The organism is Nocardia arseniciresistens, assembly GCF_046764875.1.
Classification (GTDB): domain Bacteria; phylum Actinomycetota; class Actinomycetes; order Mycobacteriales; family Mycobacteriaceae; genus Nocardia; species Nocardia arseniciresistens.
On record NZ_JBKORD010000008.1, the window covers coordinates 369027 to 392620 of the forward strand.

Genomic DNA, 23594 nt, shown 5'->3' on the forward strand with positions numbered 1-23594 from the left:
CCGTCAACGACGAGGCGGCTCCCGGACACGCGCCCGGAGCCGCCTTTGTCGTATCGGCACGGCCGGTCGGCCGAATCGGGTTATGACAGTGGGTGACCGGCTGCTATTCGGAGTCGTCGATCGCGGGCGTCACGAGCTCTGTCCACCGCTGCGACCAGTCCCACACCGATTGCAGTGCGTCGCCGAGTTCGTGTCCCGCGGTGGTCAGCTCGTAGGACTTGTCGGACTTCTTCACGATCAGCCCGGCATTCTGCAACTGCTGCAATCGCGTCGACAACATGCTCGATGAACAATTGCCCATTCGGCGCCGCAGCTCTAGGAAGCCGAGGCAGCCGGGTTCCAGCTCCCACAGCACGCGCAGGATCCACCGCTGGCCGATGAGCTCCATCGTGGCCAGCATCGGCTCATTGGCCGCATCGGCCTGGCCTCGCGACGGTTTCGCTCCGCTTGCACTTCTCATTTCGAACTACCATAGTGGTTCTAAATTAGAAGCAATGCTGCGGGCCGGTCGGCGAACGAGAGGGAGACGGTGGACGAAGCTGGTAACTCGACAGAACAGCGGATCGTGCTGATCACCGGTGCGTCACGCGGGATCGGCGCGCAGACCGCGCGGGCGATGGCGGCCGCGGGTGATCACGTGATCGTCAACTACCGGGAGAAGCTCAAGCGGGCCGAGGTCATCGCCGACGAGATCATCGCGGCGGGGGGCAGCGCGTCGACGGCGGGTGCCGATATCGCCGATGCCGACTCAACGGATGCGCTCATCGAGAGCATTGTGGACCGGTTCGGCAGGTTGGACGTCCTGGTGCTCAACGCATCGGGCGGACTCGAGCGCGATGCTGGACCGGACTACGCGATGACGCTCAATCGGGACGCGCAGGTGCGCTTGGTGCGACTGGCGCTGCCGCACATTCCCTCCGGTGGCCGGATCGTTTTCGTCACCAGCCATCAGGCCCATTTCCACGGTCGCAAACCGGTTCCCGCCGACTACGAGCCCATCGCGGCGAGTAAACGCGCGGGCGAAGACGCACTGCGCGCGATGGAGCCGGAACTCACCGATCACGGCATCGGACTGAACGTGGTGTCCGGCGACATGATCGACGGCACCATCATCGTGCGCCTGCTGGAACGCCGCGACCCCGATGCGGTGACCGTCCGGCGCGAGCACGGCGCGCTCCCGACCATCGAGGAGTTCGCCGCCGCCGTCGCCGAAGCGGGCAGCCGCACCACCGCCGCGGGCGGCACCACCTACGTGGGTGGGCAGGACTACCTCCACGCACCCGTCCAATAGGCGCAGTCGGACGTAGTCCGTCCCGAGAGGCGCAGGGATAGGGGGATAACCGCTGGGTGTGGCGATGGGGGAGAATGATTGGGGGTGCGGTCGGGCGGTGCGGGTTCGGCGTCGGCAGGAGGCCGTTGATGGGATTTCCCGACAATGATCGGATGGTCCCTGGTCGGGATCTGCTGATCGCGGCGTGCCGCGGGCTACCGCACGACGATCATCCGATGCTGGACGCTGCGGGAGAGTTGGCTCAGTTACACGAGATTCGTGAGCGAACGCCGGTGTGCGAGATGGACAAGCTGGATCGGCGGCGGGCGAAGTTGGTGCGGTCGATCAATCTGTGGGTGATGTTGGCGATGCCGCTGCCCTTCGGCGCCGCGGCCGTGCGCAACGAGACGGTCGGTGAGATCGTCGATCGTCTGGCCGCGATAACCACCCAGGCCTTCGTGCCTTTGGCGCAGGCCCCCGATGCGGTGTTTTACGACGCGTGGGTGCGGGTGAACGAATTGGCCGACCACTACCAGGATTTGGTCGATGAACTGCGCGCAGGAACACGGCGGCTACCGGACGGGACCTGTTGATCGACTGACCTTCGCGAGGTCACCGCTCAGCGTTTGCGTCTGCGGCCGAACAAGCGGAAGGACCGGTCCCTGCGCTGCGGTAGCGTCGCGTACACCATGGTCATGTCGGCGAACACCTCCGCCTCTTGCTCGCGTTCGGTGCCGAAGTCGCTGCGGCCGAGGATGTGTCGGATCGTGACCGGCGAGAGCGATGGCAGCAATGCGGTCAGCGTCAGTGTCATCGGCGTCGCGGGTTCGGCTTCGTCCTTGCCGTGGCTGAACAGCATGTGCCCCACCTCGTGCAGGATGATGTGGTCGGCATCGCGCTCGCTGGCGTCGGCGTCGTAAACGATGATGTCGTCGTGCTTGCGTGCGACCCACAGTCCGCTGCCTCGGCAGCCGGTCTCCGCGAGTACCCCGGCCGGAACCGGGTGTAGCGAGATCGAACGGCCGCGATGTGCGGCAACGCTCGCCAGATAGGCAGACAGGTTCCATGGGTTGGGGCGTGGCACGGTCCGGGCAGCGTCACGGAATCGGGCTTCCATGCTGGTCATCGGGGCACACACTACCGACACCAGGCCCGGCCGTCACCTTTGGAATCCGGGCATACTGCCGTGATCGACTCGGGTGTCCCGCAATTGGACCGGCGTCGGACGCCGACACCGCTGGCGACCGCTCATAGGCCACTCGAAACAGTCGCCGGGGTCGCTTGTAGATGGCTCGAATCAGCAGCCGACGCCAACTTCTCAGGTCGCTCGAAGCGCAATCACCCCGGGCGTCCGAAAGCCATCGCTCAGGCGTCGGGCGTCTGCGACTCCTCGGCTGCCGTTTCGGCGTGCTGGCCCCGGATCGCGAAGTGGTTGAGTACCCATAGTCCGACGCCGATCGCGAGCAGCACGCCGGCGATCGTGTATTGCTGCGGGTTGCGATCCGTCCACGGGGTGACCATGAATCCGCAGGCCAGGGCGCCGATGATGGGCAGCACGGTGGGTGTGCGGAAATGCTTGTGCGGCACGGGATCTCTGCGCAACACCAGTACCGCCACATTGACGACGGTGAAGACGGCGAGCAGCAACAACGCCGTCGTTCCGCCGAGCTCGGGCACCTCGCCGACGAACGCGATCAGCCCGAGGGCGAGCACGGTGGTGAATGCGATGGCGATGTAGGGCGTTCGTCGCCCCTGGTGCACCCGCCCGAGCTGTCGGGGCAGCACGCCCTGGCGTGCCATCCCGTAGAGCAGGCGGCTGGCCATCAACATATTGATCAGCGCCGAATTAGCGACGGCGAACATCGTGATGAACGCGAAGATATGGGTGGGGAAGCCCGGCGCCCCCGCCTCGACGACCTTCAGCAAGGGGGTATCGCCCGCGCCGAGCTGGTCGGCGGGGACCAGCGCGACCGCGGTGATCGACACGAGAACGTAGATCGTTCCGGTAATGATCAGTCCGCTGAGCAGGACCTTCGGGAAAATACGGCTCGGTTCCTTGCATTCTTCGGCCATATTGACCGAATCCTCGAAGCCGACCATCGCGAAGAAGGCCAGCGTGGTTGCGACGATGACGCCGCCGAGCGCACTGCGGTCGCCGGTCTCGAACTCGGTGACCCGCCCGAAGTCGCCGTTGCCGAACCCGAGCGCCCACAGCCCGACACCGATGACGATCAGCAGTCCGGTCAGCTCGACGCAGGTGAGCAGTACGTTGAGTTTCACGCTCTCGCTCACCCCGCGCAGGTTGATGGCGGCGACCACAACCATGAAGGCCAGCGCGATCAGCGTGATGCCGATACCCGCACTCAGGCTGAGTTCGAATGCCTCTGCGAAGTTCGCGGCGAAGGCGCGCGAAGCGGTCGCCGCCGAGGTGATGCCGGAGCTCATCACGGTGAACGCGACCATGAAGGTGAGGAACTGGATGCCGAAGGCTTTATGGGTATAAAGGGCGGCCCCCGCGGCGTGGGGATACTTGGTGACCAACTCCAGGTAGCTGAAGCCGGTCACGAGTGCGATCAGGAAGGCGACGAGGAACGGCACCCACACCGCTCCGCCGACCTCGTTCGCGACTTTGCCTGTGAGGGCGTAGATCCCGGTGCCGAGAATGTCTCCGACAACGAACAACAGTAGTAATCCCGGTCCCATAACCCGGTTCAGGCTGGGTTCTTGCGTTGTCCCGGACGTGCGACCGGCATCGGTGTTCGTCATACCTGATAAGTACCCGATCGGCCCGCAAGATAGTCGCCGACTATATGCCGTGTCGGCCGACGGCGGGCCCGGGTGTCGCGGAGGATGGGGGTGTGCAGATGAGCAGCGATCGGCTGGCCGCCGAGCCGCGGCCGCATACGGCACCCGTGACGCAGTGGTGGGTGTTGACCCGGCGGCTGATCCGGCCCTCGTGGCGCAACGGTGAACTGATCACAGCTGTGCTGGCTCCGACCGTGTTCACCGTCGGTTTCTACGTGCCACTGAATCTGGTGATGACCGTTTACGGCCACGGACTGAGCAGCTACGCCCAGTTCCTGATGCCGATGATCGTGATGCAGGCGGCCGCCTTCTGCGGGATCTCGGCCGCCTTCCGCGCGGCCGGTGATGCCCAAGACGGGCTCGATCAGCGGTTCGGGTCGATGCCGATGCCCTCGGCGACGCCGCTGGCCGCGCGCGTCACCGCTGCGCTCTACCGTGGGCTGGTCGCCTTGTCTGCGGCACTGGTGAATGGGCATGTCATCGGATTCAGATTCTATGGAAGCTGGTGGCAGACACTGGGTTTCCTCGGCTACGCGTTGTCGATCTCCTTGGTGCTGTGCCTCGGTGCCGACCTGCTCGGCAGTCTCGTCAAGAGCCCGGAGGCGGCCACCCAGGCGCTGATCCTGCCGCAGCTGATCCTCGGCATGGTCTCGACCGGGTTCGCACCTGCGAGTCAATTCCCATCCTGGATACAGGGTTTCGCGCGTAACCAGCCAGTGTCGCAATTCGTGAACGGGTTGCGGGTGCTGGCGGGCGACTCGACACCCAACGCGGGCGTTGTGGGCTGGTCGACGCTCGGTCCGCCGCTGGCATGGACGCTCGGTCTCGCCGCGGTGTTCGGTGGCGCCTCGACGTTCGTCGCCATGCGGAGGTCCGCATGACATCCGCGCCGACCCCTGCGGTGTCCATGACGAGGGTAACCCGCGATACCGAGATCTGGCGACTGATGTTGCCGCAGACGATGATTCAGACCAAGCGGCTGCTGATGCGCTGGTGGCGCGATCCGTTGACCGTCATCCAGTCGCTGGTCTTCCCCGCGCTGCTGCTCGTTATGTTCAATGCTGTTCTAGGCCGCCAGATTTCGTCGTTCGCGGGCGCGAGTGCGCTCTATGGCTCGGTGCCGATGGTGTCACTGGTCGGTGTGATGTCGGGATCGGTGGCCGGGGCTGTCACCCTCGGCAGGGAGCGCGATCAGGGACTTCTTGCCCGATTCTGGGTACTGCCGGTGCATCGCGCCTCCGGGCTTGCCGCTCGGATCGTGGCCGAGGGGGTCCGAATCCTGTTGTGCACGCTGGTGATTTTCGCGGTCGGGGTCGCGCTCGGCTTCCGGTTCGAGCGGGGAGCGGCGGCCGGTGTCGCGCTGTTCGGTGTGCCGATGCTGTTCGGGCTCGCGTTCTCCACGATGGTCACCGCCGTCGCGGTGTTCGGCGCGAAAGCCGCTCTGGTCGAGGCGGTTTCGCTGGGTTCATCGCTGATGATGTTCTTCTGTACCGGTTTCGTGCCGCTGATCGCCTACCCGGGCTGGGCCCGTCCGATTGTGGAGCACCAGCCGATGACGTACGCCATCGACGCGATGCGCGGCCTGTCGCTCGGCGGCCCGGTGCGCGCGCCGCTGCTCGCGACCACGGCCTGGTCGGTCGGTGCCATCGTCGTCTTCGCGATCCCCGCCGCGCTCGGTTACCGACGGGCCAGCCGCGCCTGACGGTACGCCTAGCGCATGTGGGCTGCGGCGTCGTTGATGAGGGCGACGGAGTCGCGTGGACTCAGTGCCATGGCGCGCAGTTGGTCGAAAATCACTCCGAAGCGGCGGATTTCGGTGTGTCCCTCGATCAGTTCGTCGCCCGCGATGCCTTCCACGTACACCAGTTCGGGGTCTGCGGGGTTGGGGAAGTCCAGCAGCGTGAAAGCTCCTGCCATACCGGGGTGCGCGCCCGCTTCGAACGGCAGGATTTGCAGGATCACATTCTTCTTCTTGATCTCCTCCAGCAGCCGCATCAACTGGCCGTTCATGACCTCTGGCCCGCCGACCATCCTGCGGATCGCCGCTTCGTCGAGCACAACCCACAGTTCGAGGGGATCGGTTTTGGTCAATACCGCTGCCCGGTCGAGACGTGCCCTTGCGCGACGTTCCAGTGCCGCTGCTTCCAGCTTCGGCATGGAGGTGTCGATGACCGCGATGGCGTATTGCTCGGTCTGCAACAGCCCTGGGATGTGCGAGGTTTGGTAGTGCCTCGCCGAGAGCGCCTCGGATTCGAAGTTGATGTACGCGGCGTACACATCGGTCAGGCTGGCCTCGTACGGCCGGGACATACCGGGCTTGAGCGCATCCGAGAGCAACTCCAGCGCATCGGTGCGCTGTTGGTCGGTGACGCCGTACAGATCGAGCATCGCCGTCAGGGTGCGTCGCTGCGGACGGGCCTGTGCGGTCTCGATGCGATACAGCGTGGTGATGTTGATACCGGTCTTGCCGCTGACATCTTCCTTCGACAGCCCGGCCTGTTCGCGCATGTCGTTGAGCAGCACCGAGAGTCTGCGCAACCCTGCGGTCAGGACCGTCCGCTTGCCTGCCATGAAAACAACCCTTTCGCCAGCGCACGACTTGGGACGCACTATTGCGTCTTGTACCCGTACTAGCACTGTTCCACGCCAAATCTACGGGTTATACGTCGCGAATCTTCGCCGAACCGGCTGTGATCGCGCCGCACGGCCCCCAGGCCTGCACCGGCGCACGGGTGCCTTGCGGATGTGGTGGACGTCGACATCGCTGCTCGGATGAGGATCGACGATATTCATCCCGCACAATCGTGCGGGAATGTAACGGCTCCGTCGTCAGCTGGCGAAGGTTCCGCCGAACACAGGCGATGACGTTCGTGTGGGAACTGGTCGAGCCATGTCACTCGATGTGTGGCGCAGGATTGTGTCTTGCGTCAACCCAGTGGCAGGCGTCGGAGGCGAGTTCGGTTGTCGCACCGGGGACTTGCGAAAGCGCGGTGGCTGCCGAGTTCACGCGGAGCATGGACAATGCGCGGGCAGGGGTCAGATCAGCAGGTTGCCCGCTGTTAGTCCCAGTGTGTGCGCATGTCGAGAGGCTGGTCCTGCCTTGCCTGGCCGACACCTGAGGCGTGCTCGCGAGCGGCCATACCCCCACACCGAGCATCGGAGTGATCGACCGCAGCCAACTCGCCTTCGAACAGAACGGGGGCCGACGGCAGCGTGGATCGATGAGTTCTTACGCGATCTCAGGAAAGGCCTGGCGAAGACGGCGGAGACCGCAGGAGAGGCCGTGGCGCAACCTATGCGGCACATCAGCGGGGTTGTCGACGATGGCACAACCCGTTTTGCCGCCGACGACGAGCGCGGTGCCGACGCGACGCGGTGGCTGCTCGATGCCGACCGCGCCACGGCCCATACGACGTACTTCGGAAACACTCCGCATACCGACGCCGGTGTCTGGGATTGGATGGAGGAAAAACTGCCGGATTGGCCTGCCGAGCGTATCGATGATGCAGGTCTCACGCTTTCCGAAACCGTCTCCCACGCGTTGCAGACTTCCGAGGGCAAGGTGCAGGTCGAACTGCGCAGCACAGGCGAGCGCGGCAATCGAGAATTGCAGGCAGTGGTCAGAGACACCGGCACCACGCCTCCACCGGAGGGCGTGCTCGAAGACGCAGTCCACGGCCGCCTCGACTACCAGCTGCACGACCCCGACAGCGACGGATGGACCAGGCAAGTGTCGATGTCGGTCCGAGAGAGCCGGCCCCTAGCGCCGTGGCTCGATGAGATCCTCGACCGCTCGCGCTATCCGCGGGTGAGTGTGGACGGCGAGACCGGGATCGCGGTCCGTTCGCGCGACTACACGAAATTGGCACGTGAGTTGTCGCCGTACCACCCCTCGTCCTCGCCCGAAGTGGCGCGAAATGACAACGACCGAGAGATCCGACACAAGGGCCGGGTCAACGACGCGCGCCTGTGGGCGGGCAATTCCAACTTGGAACCAGCGATCTTCACCCTCCAATCCGGTGTGGAGACCACCGATCTGCCGGTTTATCCCGTTCGGAACAAGAACTTCGACGAAGGCTGGAACCAACTCGGCATCGCAGAGCCTAGCGAGCACACCACCGTGCTCGGCGATTTCGCCAAGGCGGCTGCCGACGGACTGCAGCAGGGTCGGCCAACTCCCCTTCCCGAGGAATGAATGGTCGCGCCCGACCCGGACGATCGAGATGACGAGGTAGGCGCCTCGGGTGGAGGCGGCGACGGCTTGTGCCAAGCAGTGACCGAAGAGGCGGCAACACCGATATCGAGAACGAGACATTGGCCTGTGATCGCTGCCACGTGCTCATCCACGACGGTCGCGGCGGATGGAAAACCCTTGTCCTCGACAAGGACTCGCAATACCCGGGACGCACCGCCTGGATTGCGCCACCACATATCGACCCCGCCCGAACACCCCGGATCAACCACCGCCACCATCCCGCCGAACTCCTCGCCCAGACACTCGCACGCATCCACCACCACCACCACGAGCTACACCCCCGTCAACACCAACACCAACCTCGATCTCACGATCAGTAGATAGCTTGACCGTGGAAGAGGAAGCGGCATAACCAGGATGGGGGACGAGGCAGTGGGTAGGTTCGGCGGTAGTTCACGAGCGGACCATGTTGTCGCACAAGCATTTTCACAGGAGTCGAAACGCCGGAGCCGCGGATGGCGAGCCAAGGGGGCCACGCCCTTTCAACTGGGCTGTGGCCACCCTGCCCGCAGCGGCCTCATCTCACTGAATCCGACGTCTTCTGGACACCTGATCACCACTGCCGAGACCCTCGAACAGATCTGGCACTGGTCGATCGTGCCCCGACACCGCCGGTATCAGGCCGAACAAGCCCACTACCGGCGAAGACGCTTCTTATATGACTAAGTGCTGCTGGAGTATCAGGAGCCGACGGGGATGTCGAGGTAGGCCGGACCGTGTTCATTCGAGAGTGTCACGGTGCCGCCGGTGTCCGGTTGATCGGGGTAGAAGTAGAGGTGGTCGCGGGCGTCGATGATCAGGACCAGATTGTGGCCGATGGGGATCTGGTAGTCGGTAGCCTGCAGGCGGATTCGTACATCGGTCGGGTGGCCGGGTTGCTGGTTGTCCACGGTGGTGGCGGCGTGGGTGATGATGCGCATGGAGCCGGTGAAGGGATTGAGGTCGAACAGGTAGGTGATGAGGGTGACCGTGGTGCCGGACGGGGTGAGGGTGAGCCCGACTTCTGGGACACCTGAGAGGTGTTGGGGTCGCAGGAAGACAGGTCTGGTGGTCCAGACAGCGGCGGCTTTGCGGTCGACGCCGGCGAGCTGTTGGCGTCGGGGCATCAGCAGGCGCTCCAGTAAGCCGTCCACGACGAGCGCCGTTGCCGCTTGGACCTGTTGACCGCCTGCCTGGAAGCTCTGACTGAAGGCGGACGGTGTTTGCCTGGTCAGTGTGCCGTCGGAGGATTCGGCGCCGGGCGCGGTGAGGTAGTAGCGGCGCGCGGGCTTGGACCAAGCAGGCAGGTCCGCGGTGGCGGTGACGTTGAAGGTATGCATAGTCTCGGTGTGCACACCGCCGTCGCGGTCGATGCCGTTGTCGACTCCGAGCAGGTAATGGTCGAACCAGTCGTAGGCAGCTTCGGTGGTGCGGGTGTACACGCCGAGCAGCAGACCCGGGATCTCCACCGCGCCATGGTCGCCCACTGCCAAGTCCAGGCGTTTGGGGCCGGGGTAGCGGCCGAAATAGTCGAGCAGTTGGTTCTGCGGAAAGATCGTCTCGTGCCAGAAGCTGGTGAAGAAAGTTGGCACGGGCCGTATGTCACCGGGAAGGTGAGCGGGCGAGCGCCGTCGCGCGTAGTCCAGGACTTGGTCGATATTGGTGTTCGCCCTGAAGTCGGCGAGCACGCTCAGCAGCTCGGCGCTCGGGCGGTCACTGATCGCGGCGAGGGCTTCCGCCGCAGCCGTGTGCCGTGTTCCGTTGTCATAGAGCGCTTGGCTCAGGTCTGCCCAGGTGCTCAGCGCGACAACCGCTTTGACGCGGGTATCGGTCTGGGCGACCAACTGGCTGATACCGGAGCCGTAGGAGATGCCGGCCATGCCGATCTTCTCCGCGTCGGCGTTGAGCTGGGTGTGTTCCAATGCCCAGGTGATGACGGCTTTGCCGTCCTCGACGTCTTCGCGCCCGGCGACGGTCAGTTCTCCCTCGGAGCCCGGCAGCCCGCGTTCGGTGTAGGCGACGACGGCATAGCCGCGCATCAATAGCCGAATAATGGCTCCGGAGTACATCTTCCATCCAGCTGGGTCCAGTCCGGCGGGCAGCACGATCAGTGGATGGGGTCCGTCGGTGAGCGGCCACGCGGCAATGCCGTCGAGCAGCACGCCCCCCTCGCCCGGAATCTGTACCTTCCCGAGCGTGCTCTGTGCCCGCACGGCGGCGATATCGTCGACGAGATACTCCGGGACGCCGGTGGGGGTGCCGGTGAGTAGACTGTTCACCACGGCATCGACATCGGTTTCCTGGTCGGGGGCCAGCAATCGCAATTGATTCGAACGCGCGTTTGACATGTTCTTATCCTTTCGATCATGTTCCGTCCGGTGAATCTCGTGAGATCGCGCTTTCTCCTTGGGGGAAATGGAATATGGCCCGCACACGTCGATGTGGCGTAAGGAATTCCGCAGCTACGGCAAAATGGAACAGCGCCGCCGAAGGCGGTCGCATTGTTCGACGATCTGTCTAAAACTATTCGAAGACAGGAGCTTTGGTGAAAATGCTACCGCGTCTTTCCTGCTTTCGGGTGAGATCGGAATCCATACCTGGAGTTGGGTTTTCGCGGTCCGCAACGGACGTGGATCCCATGGCGGGACCGGTGCTCACGCCGCTTCGGTGGTGAAGATCGAGTTCATGGGGTGATGACCGATGAGGTACCTGCGCAGGTCTCATTCGATGAGGAGGTGCTCTCGCCTACTCGCCCGTCAGGTCGGTTTCGGGACTGCGGCCATCCCGCGCAATCCACCGCAGCACTGGTTCAGGAGTTCCACTACGCCGCCCCGGATAGGGCGCCCCGTCGGGGCGCCCTATCCGGACTTGGCGTGGCTGGATCAGTGACGGGGTAGGTCGTTGCAGCGGGAGTCCCAGGCGGCAGGCAGATCCTCGGATAGTGCTGGTGCGCCGAGAATTTCGTCGTCGAAGTCGAAGGCGTCCAGCAGTGCGGGCAGGTTGTCGGCGAGGTTGTCGATGGCGTGGCGGAGCTGCTGCTTCGTCGTCTGGACAGCGGCGATGTCGAGTAGGCCATGGGTGAGGTACCATGCGGCATGCTGGTCGAGATAGTGCAGAGCGAAAACATCACGCACGGCAGCGATCTCGGCATGATCGACATCTTCGTTGAGCAACCGCAAGGCTTCTTCGGCGCAATAGGCTTCCGCGAGGTCGAGCGCCTCCGGAATGACCGCCAGCCGATCTGCGAGCGCTGGAGTCGCCAGGTATTGTTGTGCCTCTTGTGCGATCGTCAGAGCGCGGGCGGTGAACAAGCGGGCGCGATCGTGGGGGTCGGTGGGGTCGTGTAGGCCGGGTTCGGGTGGCGGGGTGACGGAAAGTTGTTTGGCCACTATGCGGCCGGCTACGGAACCCAGGACGTCGCAGTCGCCCTCGCCTGTGATCGCGCCATGACAGACGCCGAGGTAGTCGGCGACCCGGTTCGCGCTGAACATGCCTTGTGCACCCATTTTTATTCGACAGTGCGTGATGGTGTCCAGTGCATGCAGCTGAATGAAGCGCTTGGCCAACATCACCGACACGACGGTGTCGCGATCGGTGAGATCGCTGCTCGCCAGGGAGGTCTTGATCGCGTTGCCGTAGGTGGTGCGAGCCACAGTTGCCGCTAGGTCGGTGAGCAGGGTGTCTCGCACATGCGGAATGTCGAGCATGAGCGGTCTGTCGACATATGTCATCGGCACTACCCTGTTGGCGGCATAGCGCAAGGCGATATAGAGCGCGGCGCGGGCCGCGGCGTTCAGGCATGACGACAGCGCCATTCGCCCGATGGTCAACTGGCTGGTGACCGATGGGAATGCCCGTTGCCGACTGATCTCGTCGCGCCAGCTCAGCACACCGTTGTCATCAATGGTGGCCAGGTCGTTGCTCAGCCAGGCGCTGCGCTCGACCCGGAGGTGGTCGAAGCTGATGATCGCGTTGTCCATGACGACCAGAGGCTGACGGCCGAGCTGGGTGATCGTAACGCCGGGGCACTCATCACCGTTGGCATCGCGCAGCCGCGCCGTGAACAGGTGCACGCCATGACCGGTGCCCGCCTTGTCGATGAGTTGCGCGGCGATGACGCAGACCCGTGCAACCGGGATGCCGACGCTCGGCATGAATTTCCGGGCCCGCGGATGCGGGGTGTTGAGCACGAACCCGTCACCGTCCCAGGTCGCGGTGGTCTCCATGAATCCGATATTGGAACCGCACCCGTACTCGGTCAGCAGCATGTTCCCGATGCTGGAACCGTCATCGAGGTCCTGCAGATACGGCGCCGCAGAGTAGGGATCGGTCAGGCTGGCAAGACTGCCCGCGGCCAAATTGTAGTGTCCGGAGATCAGCGGGATCAGGTCCGTCGCCAGCACTGCGCAACCGTCGAACACCGCGAACAGCTTGGGCAGATCGGTCGCGACATCGCGAGTACTGCCCATCTCTTTGACGAGATACCGCAACTGGCTGTACGCGTTCTCCCGGCGCTGCTCCTGGCTCTGCGTGTCAGTGACGGCGTAGTCCGGGTTGCTCAGAACATGCTGCAGCTGCTGGTGGAACTCTATGTCGCCGTGCCGAAGAACCTCGGCCAGCGATGTGCGTTCCCTGGACTCGTGTGTAACCATAACCGACTCCCTACTCATTGCCGATCCCAGCGGTTACTCGTCCACCGTTGGGCATACCTGGGGCTATCGCTGCCCAACTTCGACGCACCGGAGCGGCGGTTACCGCACGTTCACGCGGATACCGCTGAGGACCGGTACAGGGGAGCCGGACGATCGCCCGTCAAAAGCTCGATGCACCACCTTCACATGAGGTTTCGTTCCGCAACTCAGCCTCCGATTTTGCCCACCGCGCCGCAGAGTCGGCGCGCGGCCGAGCTGAGTCCGCCTGTCTTCGAGTGTAGCGATCGTCCGTGAGTTCGCAACTAGGAGAACACATTTCGGCATTCTTGACGAGCCTGGCGGAGGGTCGCCGAACTGCCCGCATCTCCGCTCGTGCGGCGAACGGCCGTCATCCGAAAATGTGGGAGGTCAATGGGTATGGTCAACGCCGGCGCAGAACATGGTGCAGGGGAGACTATTCAGCCATCCTGGGCGGCCACAGCGATGGAAGCGGGCCCCGCCGGGGTGCGAGCAGTGGTCGTCGGTGTCGTCTGTTCATCACCAACCTCTCCCAGCAAATCCAGAGTACGGCGACTCGGCAGGCCGAATGATGGGTTCAGGTCGAATCCGCACGGCTGTCAGACATTTCGCAGGTACCGGGCCTTTGCTGAATAGACTGTCTCACGTGTGCCCGGCACTGTCGCGGTATGCGCCGGACCGCCGATAGCGCGGAACGGGTGATAGCTGGATGTCAGCGATCCGGCAATCGGAGGCGCGCCGGCTGTCGCGATCTCCCGGCGCCCGTCCGGCGCGTCCAGCAGGTCGCAGTCGCGACCTGCCCACGGTCGTCGAGGGGTGTGGACGCCGGAGGTGGACCTCGGTTCACGTTTCAGACCGGTCGGTTTCCGTGGCGGGATCAGCCGTGAAGGACAAGCTGGTGCAGGGCAATTCAGAGCTACCGGCCGTCGGACCAGGGGTTTTATCGCGCTTGGGCGCACCGGCCACCCGCCGGGCCGAAGGGGTGAAGTCGTTGTCTCGCTGCGGAAGTGCACCGTACAGATGTAAGCACACTCGCTTTGCAGCAGTGAGGACGCACTCTTGCGTTCTTGCATCTGTAAGAGCAGAATCCAGCTAGCCTAGTTTTAAACAACCAATCCGATGACCGGGATAACCGAATCGAGAGCCAATTATGTTGGTACAAAGCGCGTTGGTGACGGGTGAATTCGGGGTATGGGGATGAGCGCGCCGACGGTGGGAGTGCTGCCGACCGCTCCTCAAATATTGTGCGCTTTCCAGGGGCGTCGTTTCCAGGATCGCGAATTGCTGCGGTCCGCGCATGCGCTCGCCGAGCTGCACGCGCGGCGTGGGCAAATCGGCGCCGCGCACCTGGTATCCGAGATCGATTGTCGTCGAAGCGAACTCGTCGACGACATCAATGAATGGATCGCGCAGGAGGTCCCGCAGCATCGCAATGGCGCGTCGCTGCATACCGAAAGCCTGGGTGCGGTCGTCGACCGGATGGCTCGCAGCTGGGTGGATGCGAACCAGGCGATCGATGTCGACGGCGCGCGTAGCGATAACACCCACAAGCACTGGTACCACCTGGCCGAACTAGTCGACGGGTACACAGATCTCGTGACCGACGTGGTCGGGGGCCGTCGCCGTTTGCCCGAGCAGTGAACTGCGCGACCGACGGGTTCGTCCTGGTTTTGCGCTCCGCCCGGCGTGCCGCGTGGTCGACCGACGCGGCACGCCCGCCGCTGTACCGCCGAGTTTCAACGCAGTGCGGCGCGGCCGTTCACACGTCCGAGGGCGACAAGAGCTACCAGCGTCACCGATAGCAGCAGGCAGGTGCTCGCGGCCGCGTCGAATACCTCGCCCCGGTCGGTGAGCCCGAAGATGGTGACCGGCAAGGTCTTCCATGTCGCGGGATAGACCATGACGGTCGCGCCGAGTTCGCCCATGGACAGCGCGAGGGCAAGACCGGCCGCGGCGCCGAGCGCGGGAAGCAGCAGCGGCAGCGTCACCAGGAGCAACACCCGGACGGGTCCAGCACCGAGCGACTCGGCGGCCTGCCGGTAGGCGGGGTCGAGCCGGTCGAGCGCGGCGGTGACGGCGCTGAAGGCGTAGGCGAGCACCAGCACGGAATGCGCCACGATGACAATCCATTTGGTGCCACCGAGCAGCAGCGGCCGTCCGTTGAACGCGATCAGCACCCCGAGACCGATGGCCACCGACGGCACCGCGACCGGCAGATGGAAGACCGCGTCGGTGACTTTTCGCCACCAGCCGGGCGCCGCACTCGCGGCCAACGCCGCCCAGGTGCCGAGCACGAGGGCGAACCCGCCTGCCAGCAGCGCGGTCTGCAAGCTGACCGACAGACTGGCCGCGTCCTGCCCCGTCAGTGCCTGCCGGAAGTTCGACAGGCCGAGATCCGACGGCAGCGGGCCGGTCCAGCTGCCGGCCAGCGCGGCAGCGAGCACGGTGACGATCGGTGCGACGAACACCACGAGCACGATCAATGCGAAGACCGTGAGCACCGCGGCTCGGCCGCGTCGCGTCCACACCAGCATGGTCAGCTCTCCTTCCCGGTTCGATCGGTGAACCGGGCGAAGACCAACCGGTATCCGATGTACAGACTCAGTGACAGCAGCACCTGCACCGAGGCGAGCACCGCCGCGCCCGGCAGGTCGAAGGTCACGATGCCGTGGGTGTAGATCAGTGCGGGCAGAGTTGTCACGCCTTTCGCGCCGGTGAACAGCACGATGCCGAACTCGTTGAGCGTCAACAGAAGTACGAGGCTGCCGCCCGCGGCCAGCGCGGGCCACGCCTCGGGCAGGACCACCTGACGCAACACCCGCCATGGCGACGCGCCCAGGCTCGCGGCCACGTCCAGTTGTTCGCGCGGCAGTTGCGCGAAACCGGCGAGTAGCGGCCGCACCACGAACGGTGTGAAGAAGGTGATCTCGGCGAGGATCACCCCGAGCGGGGTGCTCAGGAAATCCAGCAGCGGTGTCCGGTGTCCGGTGATGTCGGTGACGAGTGCGTTCAACGCGCCCGCCGTGCCGTACAGGAAGGTAAAGGCCAGCGTGATGAGGAATGACGGCATGGTCAGGATCGTGTCGATCAGCCGACCGACCAGCGCGGAGCCGGGAAACGGGACGAACGCCAGCACGATCGCAAGAAAGGTGCCGAGCACCAGGCACCCGGCTGTCGAGAAGACCGCGATGGAAATCGTGCGCCACAACGCAGCACGGAACGACTCCGAGCTCAGCGTCTGTGACCAGACCGCCGTGCCGCGCCCGTCTGATGTCACCGTGGATTCGGCGAGCACCCGCACGATCGGGTAGACCGCGATGACCAGCACCACCAGCAGCGGCGGCATACTCCAGAGCACCGGCCGCCAGTTGTGCCGCGCGTAGGCACCGGCCGGGCCGGACACTCGCGTGCCGCCCGGCCGGTCCAGGACCGCATGGCCCCTCACGCCTTCGCTCCTGGCCCATTCGCAACGGAACTCGTTGCGGAAGTCGACGATTCCAACCTGAGCTGCGATGGAATCAGCACACCGGCGGGATCGGCGAAGAGCACGCCGACCACAGCGCCGACCTCGGCGTCGAATCGGCCCGATACGTCGACGCTGACCTGGTCGGTGATCCTGTCGACCGTCAAATACAGTCGAGTCGACGCGCCTCGCCACACGCTGGAGACGATGGTGCCGCGCACGGCGTCGCGCTCCGAGGTGGCGCCGATCCGCACCGTGTGCGGTCGGATGCACAGCAGCCCTGCCGAATCCACTGTCCATTCGGCGTGGCCGAAGGCGGGCTGTGGCGCGTCGGCGCGCAGCGTGTGCGTGCCGACGGTGACCAGCGCGGAGGTCCCCGAGACGCGATTGACGGTACACGGTAATAGGTTTGCGCCGCCGAGGAAGGAGGCGGTGAATTCGGTGGGCGGGCGCTGCCACAGGTTTTCGGCAGTGTCGATATCGACGAGCCTCGCTTCACGCATCACCGCGATCCGATCGGCGAGCGCCAGCGCTTCGGACTGATCGTGGGTGACATACAGCATCGCGGTGTCCGACAACGCCTTGCGCAGCTCTTGGAGCTCGCCGAGCATGGACTGCCGTAGCTGGGCGTCGAGCGCGGCCAACGGCTCGTCCAACAGCAGCACCTTCGGCCGGATCGCGAGTGCGCGGGCGATCGCGACCCGTTGCTGCTGGCCGCCGGACAATTCGCGGGGCAGCCGCTTGGCATATGCGGCCATGCCGACCATGGCCAGCGCCTCGGCTACTCGGCCATCGATCTCCTTGCGCGGCACACGATGTGACTTCAACCCGAATGCGACATTGCCGTGCACGCTCATGTGCGGGAAGAGCGCGTAGGACTGTACGACCACGCCGATCCCGCGCTTGGCGGGGGACAGGTCGGTGACGTCGCGGCCGGACAGTCGCAGCGCACCCGAGGTGGGCCGGACGAATCCGGCCAGCGCCCGGAGTGCGGTCGACTTGCCCGAGCCGCTCGGTCCGAGCAGCGCCACTGTCTCGCCGACGGCGACGCGCAGGTTGAAATCGGTCAACGCGACGGTGGTTTTGCGGCCGCGGCCATAGCTGACCCCGACCCGGTCGAACACGATGGCGGGTTCGATGTCGGTGGACAGGGTGGTCGGTGCGGTCGCGGTGGACGATTTCGGGGGCGCGTCACCGTCGGACATGTTGCGGCTCCTCACTTCTGGTGAACTAGCTACCGGTGGCCTTCTGATAGGCGGCTACGTCGCCTTCCAGTTCCTGGAGCACCTTGTTCCAATCGACGTTCACGATCTCGACACCCTTCAGCGCGGCGGCGGCCGAGGGCCCCGCGGCTGCGGCCGGAGCGTCGCGCAGGTCGGTGCGGGCAGGCACCGCGAAGGCGTCGGGCAGTGTCTGCTGTGCCTCGGCCGAGAGCAGGAACTCCATCAGCTTCTTGGCCTCCGGCTGGTGCGGAGCGCCTTTGGCCATGCCCATCACGTAGGGGACGGCCACGGTGGCGCGCTTGCCGTCGGCGGCGGGGAAGAACAAGGTGAACTTGGAGCCCTTGTCCTTGATGTTGGCCAGGTTCATCTGGACATCGCCGTTGGCGATCAGCAGCTCACCCTTGTCGACTTTGGCCTGGAGCTTGCCGGTGGAGGACGACGGGCCGACGTTGTTGGCCTGGAGCTCGGCGAGGTAGTCCAGCGCGCCCTGCTTTCCGAGCAGGTTTTGCAGCAGGATCAGCACCGCGGTGCCGTCGCCCGCCTGGCCGGGGGTCGAGTACTGAAACTTGCCCTTGTACTCCGGCTTCAGCAGGTCGTCCCAGGTGATGTTGGTGGTGTCGACCGAAGGGTTCGCGATGAAGTTCAGGTAGTTGCCCGCCAGCGTGACGTACTTGCCTTCGGCGTCCTTGTCCGCGGCCGCCACAGCGGCGGTGTCCACTCCGCTGTCCTGGAGCAGCCCAGTGCTTTTCGCCTTCTGGATGAACGGCGGCAGCGTGACGAGCACATCGGCCTGCGGGTTGGACTGCTCCTTGTCCACCCGGTTGACGACCTCGCCGGAACCCGCCTCGACCAGGTTGACCGAAATGCCGGTCTGTTTCTTGAATTCGGCGAACTGGGTGGTGTACCAGCTGCCGACGCCGTCGGCGGAGTACACGGTGATGGTCTTGCCGTCGCCGCTATCGGTGCCGGTGCCACCGCATGCGGCGGTGAGTGTGATGGCGCAGATGTACGCGATGATCAGCGTGGAGCGGGAGATGGTGCGTGCCAGGCGGGTCTGCGTGTTCGAAGTACGCACGATTGCTGCAACTTTCGGTTCGTGTCGAGTGTGGTGTCGAAGGGACGGGGTTTCCGGTGTTCCGGCGAGTGCCGGGATCTGGTCTGTTGGCCCCTGGCGTTCGCCGGGGGCGGCTGGTCAGGTTCGATTGGCGAGGATCAGTTCCGCGAACTCGGCGACCGAGGCAACAACGTGGGTGGCGCCTGCCGCGTGTAACTGTTCCTCGTTGTGCGCACCGGTAAGAGTTCCCGCGACGATGCGGGCTCCCGCGGCGAGGCCGGTGCCGATATCGCTGGTGGTATCGCCGAGTACCGCAACCTGATCGACGGCGTCGATGCCGAGACGCAGCAGTGCGGTGAGGACCAGGTCGGGGTAGGGGCGACCGCGCCCGGCCTCCGACGGCGCCAGGGTCAAGTCGGCGATGTCGTTCCAGCCCAACGCATTCAGCAGTCTGTCCTGGGTGCCGCGGCTGAAGCCGGTGGTGAGTGCGACCTTGACGCCCGCGTCCCGCAGTGCGGCGATCGCCTCGGCCGCACCGGGAATCGGCGTGATGTCGATCTCGTCGATCAGCGCGTCGTAGGCGGCCTCGAAGGCGCGGTTGCCCAGCTGGGCGCGGTCCTCGTCGCCGAGCAGCGCGCGAAACACCGCGATCTTCGACTGGCCCATGGTGTCGATCACGTACTGGCGTGCCCTATCGCGTTCGGAGCCTTCGATTTCGATGCCCGCGGCGGTGGCGGCGACATCGAAGGCGCGCAGCACGAGTCCGCCGTCGGCGACCGTGGTTCCGGCCATATCGAGTACGGCGAGTTGAATGTTCTTGTTCGACAAGACAAACCTCACAGGTTGAGTAGGTCGGCGGTTTCCTCGCCGAGGATGGGGCCGAGGGTCATGCCGCGGCCGCCGGGGCCGGTGATAACCCAGACGTGCTCGTCGGCCTTCGCGCGGGTAACGAGGGCGGCCGGGTCGGTGCTCTGGCTGTAGACCCCGGCCCAGCGCCGAACCACCTGCGGCAGTTTGCGACCGAGCAATTCCTCGGTGACGGCGGTGAGGTGCTCGTAGGGTGCTTCGTCGACATCGAAGGCGAACGGCTCTTGGTATTCGTGGGTGTCGCCGATGGTGAGGCCGCCGTGTAGGCGCTGCACGCACAGCAGTTGCATCTTGTGCTCGGCGGCGATCGCGGTCTGGGACTGCTCCCGGTTCAGCGCGTCGGTTTCGGCGCCCGCGAATCCTGGGTAGTACCTGAAGCTGTCGCCGTCGGCGAGGGCGGTGGTGAGTGGCTCGTCCAGTGGTGCGGTCTGCATCATCTGTAGCCGCACTCTGCGGACCGGGATGGTCCCGACCAGCTCGCGGGTCAGGCCGGTGTGCGCCGCCCCAGGACAGTCCAGTACCAGGTCGGCGTCGTGTCGGCGGCCCTGGTCGTCGATGACGGTGGCGCTGGTACCGGTATCGGTGATCGACCTCGCCTCGGTGCTCGCATGGAAGGTGTAGCGGCCCGACGCCGCCATGTGGGCGCGCAGCGCGGGCAGGGCCTGGCGCGATTCCACCGCGGCGTCGGTCGAACAATGCAGTCCGGCAAGGAATTTGCCGCGCAGCGCGGGATTGACCGCACGCACCCGCTCCGGCTCCAGCAATTCGAAGCCGCGGACCTGTGCGCTCGGACCCGCCGCGGCGGCCGCCGCGACGGCGAGCTCGGCGGGAGTGCGCACCAGGGTGATCGATCCGGCGGGGCGGAACCCGACGCCGGGCACGCGCCCACCGATCTCCTCCCACAGCTGACGAGAACGCAGGGTGATATCGAGCTCGGTCGCCGAGCGTCCGGAGACCCACACCAGGCCGAAGTTGCGTACCGTCGCGCCGCGAGCCTCCGGCTCTCGCTCCAACTGCACGACCTCATGCCCTCGGCCGACCGCGGCAAGGGCGTGTGCGGTGCCGAGGATTCCTCCTCCGATGATGACCAATCGCATGCACACATACTGAGCAATGGTCTAGACCGATGGGTGTTTCCTGCGCAAACGCTAGGTTAACAATTGGTATAGACCAATCGCGGGTACGCTGTCGGCATGAACGGAGCGGACGTGGCGGGGGTCGGCGACCAGGTGGCGGTTGCGCAGGGAAGCGATGAAAGGCGCGGTGGGCGTATCGATTCTGCGCAGCCGAGCCGATTGCCGAAGTCGTATCTGGTGCGCACGGAACTCGAAGAGATCCTCAGCGACATGTCCGAGGGTGATCCCGTTCCTTCCGAACGAGACCTGGCCCTACGGTTCGAAGTCGCGCGTGAAACCGTTCGGCAAGCGCTTCGAGAACTGTTGGTGGAGGGCAGGATTCGGCGGCAGGGTCGTGGCACGGTGGTCTCCCGGCCCAAGATGGTGCAGCCGTTGTCGTTGCGGTCCTATACCGAAGGTGCGATCAGTCACGGCCGGGTGCCCGGCCGACTGGTTGTCAATTGGGAGGATGTGCCCGCCGATGCCGATGTCGCCGACGCGCTCGGCCTCACGCTCGGCGCCGCGGTGATGCATCTCGAGCGGGTACTGCTCGCCGATGGGGAGCGCATCGGACTGGAAAGCACCTTTCTTCCGCTCGCTCGATTTCGCGACCTGTACGACACCTACGACCCGACCACCTCGTTGTACGCCGCGGTGCGTGCGGCCGGAGTCGAGATGGGGAAGGCGACCGAGCGCATAGAGACCGTCCTTGCTTCCCCGCGCGAGGCCGCCTTGCTCGAATGCACAACGGCCCTACCGCTTTTGCTGCTGCACCGGCGCAGTGTGGACGGGAAGGGTGAGCCGATCGAGCGGGTTCGGTCGTTGTATCGCGGCGACAGGATCGCTTTCGAGGCCCAGCTATCCAGGTAGGAAGAATTATCCCGCCCCGTGAGTCCCCCGCCTGCGGGCAAGGGCCTGGCCTGCGGGAGATCCGTTCGCCAGCGCACGCAGCAGGCGCAGGGTTTGCTCGACCGGTTGCCCGGAAGTCAATTGATCCAGCCCCTCGTACATCCGGCTCTCGACGGCGATGATTTGTTGCGCGACCTTGCGTCCGTCCGGCGTGAGCGCGAGGGTGACGAACCTCCGGTCGTCGGGGCCCGTCTCGCGCTGCACGAGGCCCTGAATCGCAAGTCGGTCAACGAGTCTGCTCGGGCTCGAGTTCGTTTCGCACACGAGTAGCTCTCCAAGGCCCACCAGCGTCAGTGGTCCGAAATCGCTGAGGACACGCAGGACCTCGGCTTGAGAGGGGGTCACGCCCAGCGGGCGCAAGTCTGCGGCGAGCTGCCTGTTGCCTTCTCGCTGGATCGCCAGGATGAGGTATCGCAGTTCTTCCGCTGGCCTCATATCGCTCGCGCTATGCCCACCGTTGCTCCCGCCTGCGTGTACAGCCATACGGGAAGGTTACACGACATCTATCTCGGGTTAGGGTGGTGGCAGAGATAGATGTCGTGTAACCTATGTCGTGTAATCTATTGACACGGCATATACATCGGAGGAAGTCAATGAACGCTACGGTGGACCCCATTTCCGGCGTGTCGGTGATCAGTACCGGCACGGTCATCATTCGTCCCGAGCATGTCGGGCCGACGTGGAAGAACACCTACGTGTGGTTGTTCTCCTCGCGCCGGTGGACCGCGCCGCGACCGATCAACGTCTACGTCATCGAGCATCGGGACGGCCTTGTTCTGTTCGACACCGGCCAGGATCGGGCCTCGGTCACCGATCCGAACTACTTCCCAGGTGGGCTCAACGGGTTCGTGTACTCCCGGCTTGCCAAGTTCGAGATCGAGCCTGCGCAAACACTTTCGGAGGGGATGCGCAAACTCGGCTACGCACCCGGGGACGTCGATACCGCGGTCATCTCGCACCTGCATCAGGATCACATCGGGGGCCTTCCCGAACTCGGTCGCTCCGAAATCGTCATCGATCGGGCCGAATGGAACACGCTGGGTAAACCCTTCCCTGAGGCTCGGGGCCTGATGCCGAGGCACATCGACATTCCAGGGCTGCGGTGGAAGCAAGTGGAGCCGGAGGGGTTGGCGGACACGACTCTCTTGCCGTTCGATCAGGGGCACGATCTGTTCGGCGACGGGAGCCTCGTGCTTCTTCGGACCCCGGGTCATACTCCGGGATCGTTGTCGATGCTGGTGCGTCGGCCGGGCCAGCATCCGCTGCTGCTGGTCGGCGATCTCACGTATGACGACGAACTACTCGCCGGTGGCAGCATCCCGGGAGTCGGTGACAAGCGGCAGATGCGAACGTCGGCGCAGATGGTGAACGAGCTTCGTGAAACGCTGCCAGGACTCGTCATCCTTCCCGCCCACGACCCGGGTGCGAGTGCCCGACTGGCGCGGGCGTTGGAAAACCCTCCGGTACACATTGGGACGCAGGCGTAGTCGTGATCAGCCAGCAATCCGCACACCTGGTCATCGACGCGAGGCCGGACCAGGTCCGGGCCGTGCTCTTGGATCCCTTGGCGCTGCCCACGTGGAATCCGGCATTCCTCGGACTCACCGGCTCGCCCGAAGTCGCGGTCGGTGAGACGTATCGAATAACCGTCCCAATGGGGCTGTCCGGAACGTTCACCTACACGGGCATCGAAGCCGACCGAATTGACACTCGTTGGAGCGTACCGGGATTCACCGAGCTCGGCAGCTGGCATGTCCGTCCGTACGGAGCGCGTACGGAAGTCGTCCACAACTTCGGCCACAGAGGAGCGCTCGCCGCCATTCTTGTCCCCGCCTACCGCAATATTGCGGAGCTGCGTCTCGACCGGCTCCGTGCACAGGTCGCGGCCTCGATAGGTAGTTCGTCCGCCAGAATGAAAACGGCCGCCACGGAGTAGGTCCGTGGCGGCCCGTACCGCAGGTGCCTGGTGTGACGTTCGACTTGT

23 protein-coding genes are annotated in these 23594 nt (G+C 64.9%); 10 read left to right on the top strand and 13 right to left on the bottom strand.

Annotated elements, in window-relative coordinates:
- Positions 1 to 103: 103 nt before the first annotated feature.
- On the bottom strand, positions 104 to 460 hold the full coding sequence (locus ACLMAJ_RS17520) for a winged helix-turn-helix transcriptional regulator (protein WP_412014762.1): 357 nt from the start codon (positions 458 to 460) through the stop codon (positions 104 to 106).
- A gap of 69 nt (positions 461 to 529) precedes the next feature.
- On the opposite strand from ACLMAJ_RS17520, the gene ACLMAJ_RS17525 reads away from it, so the two are divergent.
- Positions 530 to 1291, top strand: coding sequence for an SDR family oxidoreductase (locus tag ACLMAJ_RS17525; protein ID WP_412014763.1), 762 nt, complete (start codon positions 530 to 532; stop codon positions 1289 to 1291).
- A gap of 128 nt (positions 1292 to 1419) precedes the next feature.
- Positions 1420 to 1863, top strand: coding sequence for a hypothetical protein (locus tag ACLMAJ_RS17530; protein ID WP_412014764.1), 444 nt, complete (start codon positions 1420 to 1422; stop codon positions 1861 to 1863).
- A 26-nt stretch (positions 1864 to 1889) separates the two neighbouring features.
- Here ACLMAJ_RS17530 and ACLMAJ_RS17535 read toward each other — a convergent pair whose 3' ends face one another.
- Positions 1890 to 2396, bottom strand: coding sequence for a hypothetical protein (locus ACLMAJ_RS17535; protein ID WP_412014765.1), 507 nt, complete (start codon positions 2394 to 2396; stop codon positions 1890 to 1892).
- Between the two features lie 239 nt (positions 2397 to 2635).
- Positions 2636 to 4036 carry an APC family permease gene (locus ACLMAJ_RS17540; protein ID WP_412014766.1) on the bottom strand — a complete coding sequence of 467 codons (1401 nt, stop codon included), beginning with the start codon at positions 4034 to 4036 and terminating at the stop codon, positions 2636 to 2638.
- 98 nt (positions 4037 to 4134) lie between these two features.
- On the opposite strand from ACLMAJ_RS17540, the gene ACLMAJ_RS17545 reads away from it, so the two are divergent.
- Positions 4135 to 4956 (top strand): ABC transporter permease, encoded by an 822-nt coding sequence (locus ACLMAJ_RS17545; protein WP_412014767.1) that lies wholly within the window; start codon positions 4135 to 4137, stop codon positions 4954 to 4956.
- Positions 4953 to 5777, top strand: coding sequence for an ABC transporter permease (locus tag ACLMAJ_RS17550; RefSeq protein WP_412014768.1), 825 nt, complete (start codon positions 4953 to 4955; stop codon positions 5775 to 5777). The genes ACLMAJ_RS17545 and ACLMAJ_RS17550 overlap by 4 nt, the downstream gene beginning before the upstream one ends.
- A gap of 8 nt (positions 5778 to 5785) precedes the next feature.
- Here the strand turns inward: ACLMAJ_RS17550 and ACLMAJ_RS17555 are convergent, their stop codons facing one another.
- On the bottom strand, positions 5786 to 6646 hold the full coding sequence (locus tag ACLMAJ_RS17555; protein ID WP_412014769.1) for a helix-turn-helix domain-containing protein: 861 nt from the start codon (positions 6644 to 6646) through the stop codon (positions 5786 to 5788).
- A gap of 712 nt (positions 6647 to 7358) precedes the next feature.
- Here ACLMAJ_RS17555 and ACLMAJ_RS17560 point away from each other — a divergent pair.
- Together ACLMAJ_RS17560 and ACLMAJ_RS17565 are read left to right on the top strand one after the other, a co-directional pair.
- A complete protein-coding gene (locus tag ACLMAJ_RS17560; RefSeq protein ID WP_412014770.1) occupies positions 7359 to 8270 on the top strand; it encodes a hypothetical protein in 912 nt (303 codons plus the stop codon).
- A 68-nt stretch (positions 8271 to 8338) separates the two neighbouring features.
- Complete coding sequence (locus tag ACLMAJ_RS17565; RefSeq protein ID WP_412014771.1) at positions 8339 to 8650, top strand: hypothetical protein; 312 nt, start codon at positions 8339 to 8341, stop codon at positions 8648 to 8650.
- A 360-nt stretch (positions 8651 to 9010) separates the two neighbouring features.
- On the opposite strand, the gene ACLMAJ_RS17570 is transcribed toward ACLMAJ_RS17565, so the two are convergent.
- Together ACLMAJ_RS17570 and ACLMAJ_RS17575 are read right to left on the bottom strand one after the other, a co-directional pair.
- Complete coding sequence (locus ACLMAJ_RS17570) at positions 9011 to 10657, bottom strand: CocE/NonD family hydrolase (RefSeq protein ID WP_412014772.1); 1647 nt, start codon at positions 10655 to 10657, stop codon at positions 9011 to 9013.
- A 534-nt stretch (positions 10658 to 11191) separates the two neighbouring features.
- Positions 11192 to 12961 (bottom strand): acyl-CoA dehydrogenase family protein, encoded by a 1770-nt coding sequence (locus ACLMAJ_RS17575; RefSeq protein WP_412014773.1) that lies wholly within the window; start codon positions 12959 to 12961, stop codon positions 11192 to 11194.
- A 1299-nt stretch (positions 12962 to 14260) separates the two neighbouring features.
- Between ACLMAJ_RS17575 and ACLMAJ_RS17580 the strand changes: the two genes are divergently transcribed.
- Entirely contained in the window at positions 14261 to 14620 is a 360-nt protein-coding gene (locus ACLMAJ_RS17580) for a DUF4254 domain-containing protein (RefSeq protein WP_412014813.1), read from the top strand.
- A 95-nt stretch (positions 14621 to 14715) separates the two neighbouring features.
- Here the strand turns inward: ACLMAJ_RS17580 and ACLMAJ_RS17585 are convergent, their stop codons facing one another.
- The 6 genes from ACLMAJ_RS17585 to ACLMAJ_RS17610 all read right to left on the bottom strand — a co-directional run bounded on the left by ACLMAJ_RS17585 (position 14716) and on the right by ACLMAJ_RS17610 (position 20683).
- Positions 14716 to 15513, bottom strand: a complete 798-nt coding sequence (locus ACLMAJ_RS17585) for an ABC transporter permease (RefSeq protein ID WP_412014774.1) — start codon at positions 15511 to 15513, stop codon at positions 14716 to 14718.
- 2 nt (positions 15514 to 15515) lie between these two features.
- The gene (locus ACLMAJ_RS17590; RefSeq protein WP_412014814.1) at positions 15516 to 16382 is read right to left on the bottom strand and encodes a 2-aminoethylphosphonate ABC transporter permease subunit; all 867 of its coding nucleotides are present in this window, start codon (positions 16380 to 16382) and stop codon (positions 15516 to 15518) included.
- 38 nt (positions 16383 to 16420) lie between these two features.
- Positions 16421 to 17647 carry an ABC transporter ATP-binding protein gene (locus ACLMAJ_RS17595; protein ID WP_412014775.1) on the bottom strand — a complete coding sequence of 409 codons (1227 nt, stop codon included), beginning with the start codon at positions 17645 to 17647 and terminating at the stop codon, positions 16421 to 16423.
- 25 nt (positions 17648 to 17672) lie between these two features.
- Positions 17673 to 18740 (bottom strand): 2-aminoethylphosphonate ABC transporter substrate-binding protein, encoded by a 1068-nt coding sequence (locus ACLMAJ_RS17600; protein WP_412014776.1) that lies wholly within the window; start codon positions 18738 to 18740, stop codon positions 17673 to 17675.
- Positions 18741 to 18857: 117 nt separating this feature from the next.
- Positions 18858 to 19547 carry a phosphonatase-like hydrolase gene (locus ACLMAJ_RS17605; RefSeq protein ID WP_412014777.1) on the bottom strand — a complete coding sequence of 230 codons (690 nt, stop codon included), beginning with the start codon at positions 19545 to 19547 and terminating at the stop codon, positions 18858 to 18860.
- Positions 19548 to 19555: 8 nt separating this feature from the next.
- On the bottom strand, positions 19556 to 20683 hold the full coding sequence (locus ACLMAJ_RS17610) for a TIGR03364 family FAD-dependent oxidoreductase (protein ID WP_412014778.1): 1128 nt from the start codon (positions 20681 to 20683) through the stop codon (positions 19556 to 19558).
- Positions 20684 to 20932: 249 nt separating this feature from the next.
- Between ACLMAJ_RS17610 and ACLMAJ_RS17615 the strand changes: the two genes are divergently transcribed.
- Entirely contained in the window at positions 20933 to 21571 is a 639-nt protein-coding gene (locus ACLMAJ_RS17615) for a GntR family transcriptional regulator (RefSeq protein ID WP_412014815.1), read from the top strand.
- Between the two features lie 6 nt (positions 21572 to 21577).
- On the opposite strand, the gene ACLMAJ_RS17620 is transcribed toward ACLMAJ_RS17615, so the two are convergent.
- Positions 21578 to 22045, bottom strand: a complete 468-nt coding sequence (locus tag ACLMAJ_RS17620) for a MarR family winged helix-turn-helix transcriptional regulator (protein ID WP_412014779.1) — start codon at positions 22043 to 22045, stop codon at positions 21578 to 21580.
- A gap of 158 nt (positions 22046 to 22203) precedes the next feature.
- Here ACLMAJ_RS17620 and ACLMAJ_RS17625 point away from each other — a divergent pair, with 158 nt between their 5' ends.
- Both ACLMAJ_RS17625 and ACLMAJ_RS17630 read left to right on the top strand, forming a co-directional pair.
- Positions 22204 to 23097: an N-acyl homoserine lactonase family protein gene (locus tag ACLMAJ_RS17625; protein ID WP_412014780.1), complete on the top strand. Its 894-nt coding sequence runs from the start codon at positions 22204 to 22206 to the stop codon at positions 23095 to 23097.
- A 2-nt stretch (positions 23098 to 23099) separates the two neighbouring features.
- Entirely contained in the window at positions 23100 to 23546 is a 447-nt protein-coding gene (locus ACLMAJ_RS17630) for an SRPBCC family protein (protein ID WP_412014781.1), read from the top strand.
- The last annotated feature ends 48 nt before the right edge of the window (positions 23547 to 23594 follow it).

What these genes read in the sequence shown, in the direction of transcription:
- ACLMAJ_RS17520 (WP_412014762.1), bottom strand. Translation starts at nt 460, where the DNA reads ATGAGAAGTGCAAGCGGAGCGAAACCGTCGCGAGGCCAGGCCGATGCG.
- ACLMAJ_RS17530 (WP_412014764.1), top strand. Translation starts at nt 1,420, where the DNA reads ATGGGATTTCCCGACAATGATCGGATGGTCCCTGGTCGGGATCTGCTG.
- ACLMAJ_RS17535 (WP_412014765.1), bottom strand. Translation starts at nt 2,396, where the DNA reads ATGACCAGCATGGAAGCCCGATTCCGTGACGCTGCCCGGACCGTGCCA.
- ACLMAJ_RS17540 (WP_412014766.1), bottom strand. Translation starts at nt 4,036, where the DNA reads ATGACGAACACCGATGCCGGTCGCACGTCCGGGACAACGCAAGAACCC.
- ACLMAJ_RS17545 (WP_412014767.1), top strand. Translation starts at nt 4,135, where the DNA reads ATGAGCAGCGATCGGCTGGCCGCCGAGCCGCGGCCGCATACGGCACCC.
- ACLMAJ_RS17550 (WP_412014768.1), top strand. Translation starts at nt 4,953, where the DNA reads ATGACATCCGCGCCGACCCCTGCGGTGTCCATGACGAGGGTAACCCGC.
- ACLMAJ_RS17555 (WP_412014769.1), bottom strand. Translation starts at nt 6,646, where the DNA reads ATGGCAGGCAAGCGGACGGTCCTGACCGCAGGGTTGCGCAGACTCTCG.
- ACLMAJ_RS17570 (WP_412014772.1), bottom strand. Translation starts at nt 10,657, where the DNA reads ATGTCAAACGCGCGTTCGAATCAATTGCGATTGCTGGCCCCCGACCAG.
- ACLMAJ_RS17575 (WP_412014773.1), bottom strand. Translation starts at nt 12,961, where the DNA reads ATGGTTACACACGAGTCCAGGGAACGCACATCGCTGGCCGAGGTTCTT.
- ACLMAJ_RS17585 (WP_412014774.1), bottom strand. Translation starts at nt 15,513, where the DNA reads ATGCTGGTGTGGACGCGACGCGGCCGAGCCGCGGTGCTCACGGTCTTC.
- ACLMAJ_RS17595 (WP_412014775.1), bottom strand. Translation starts at nt 17,647, where the DNA reads ATGTCCGACGGTGACGCGCCCCCGAAATCGTCCACCGCGACCGCACCG.
- ACLMAJ_RS17610 (WP_412014778.1), bottom strand. Translation starts at nt 20,683, where the DNA reads ATGCGATTGGTCATCATCGGAGGAGGAATCCTCGGCACCGCACACGCC.
- ACLMAJ_RS17615 (WP_412014815.1), top strand. Translation starts at nt 20,933, where the DNA reads ATGTCCGAGGGTGATCCCGTTCCTTCCGAACGAGACCTGGCCCTACGG.
- ACLMAJ_RS17620 (WP_412014779.1), bottom strand. Translation starts at nt 22,045, where the DNA reads ATGAGGCCAGCGGAAGAACTGCGATACCTCATCCTGGCGATCCAGCGA.
- ACLMAJ_RS17625 (WP_412014780.1), top strand. Translation starts at nt 22,204, where the DNA reads ATGAACGCTACGGTGGACCCCATTTCCGGCGTGTCGGTGATCAGTACC.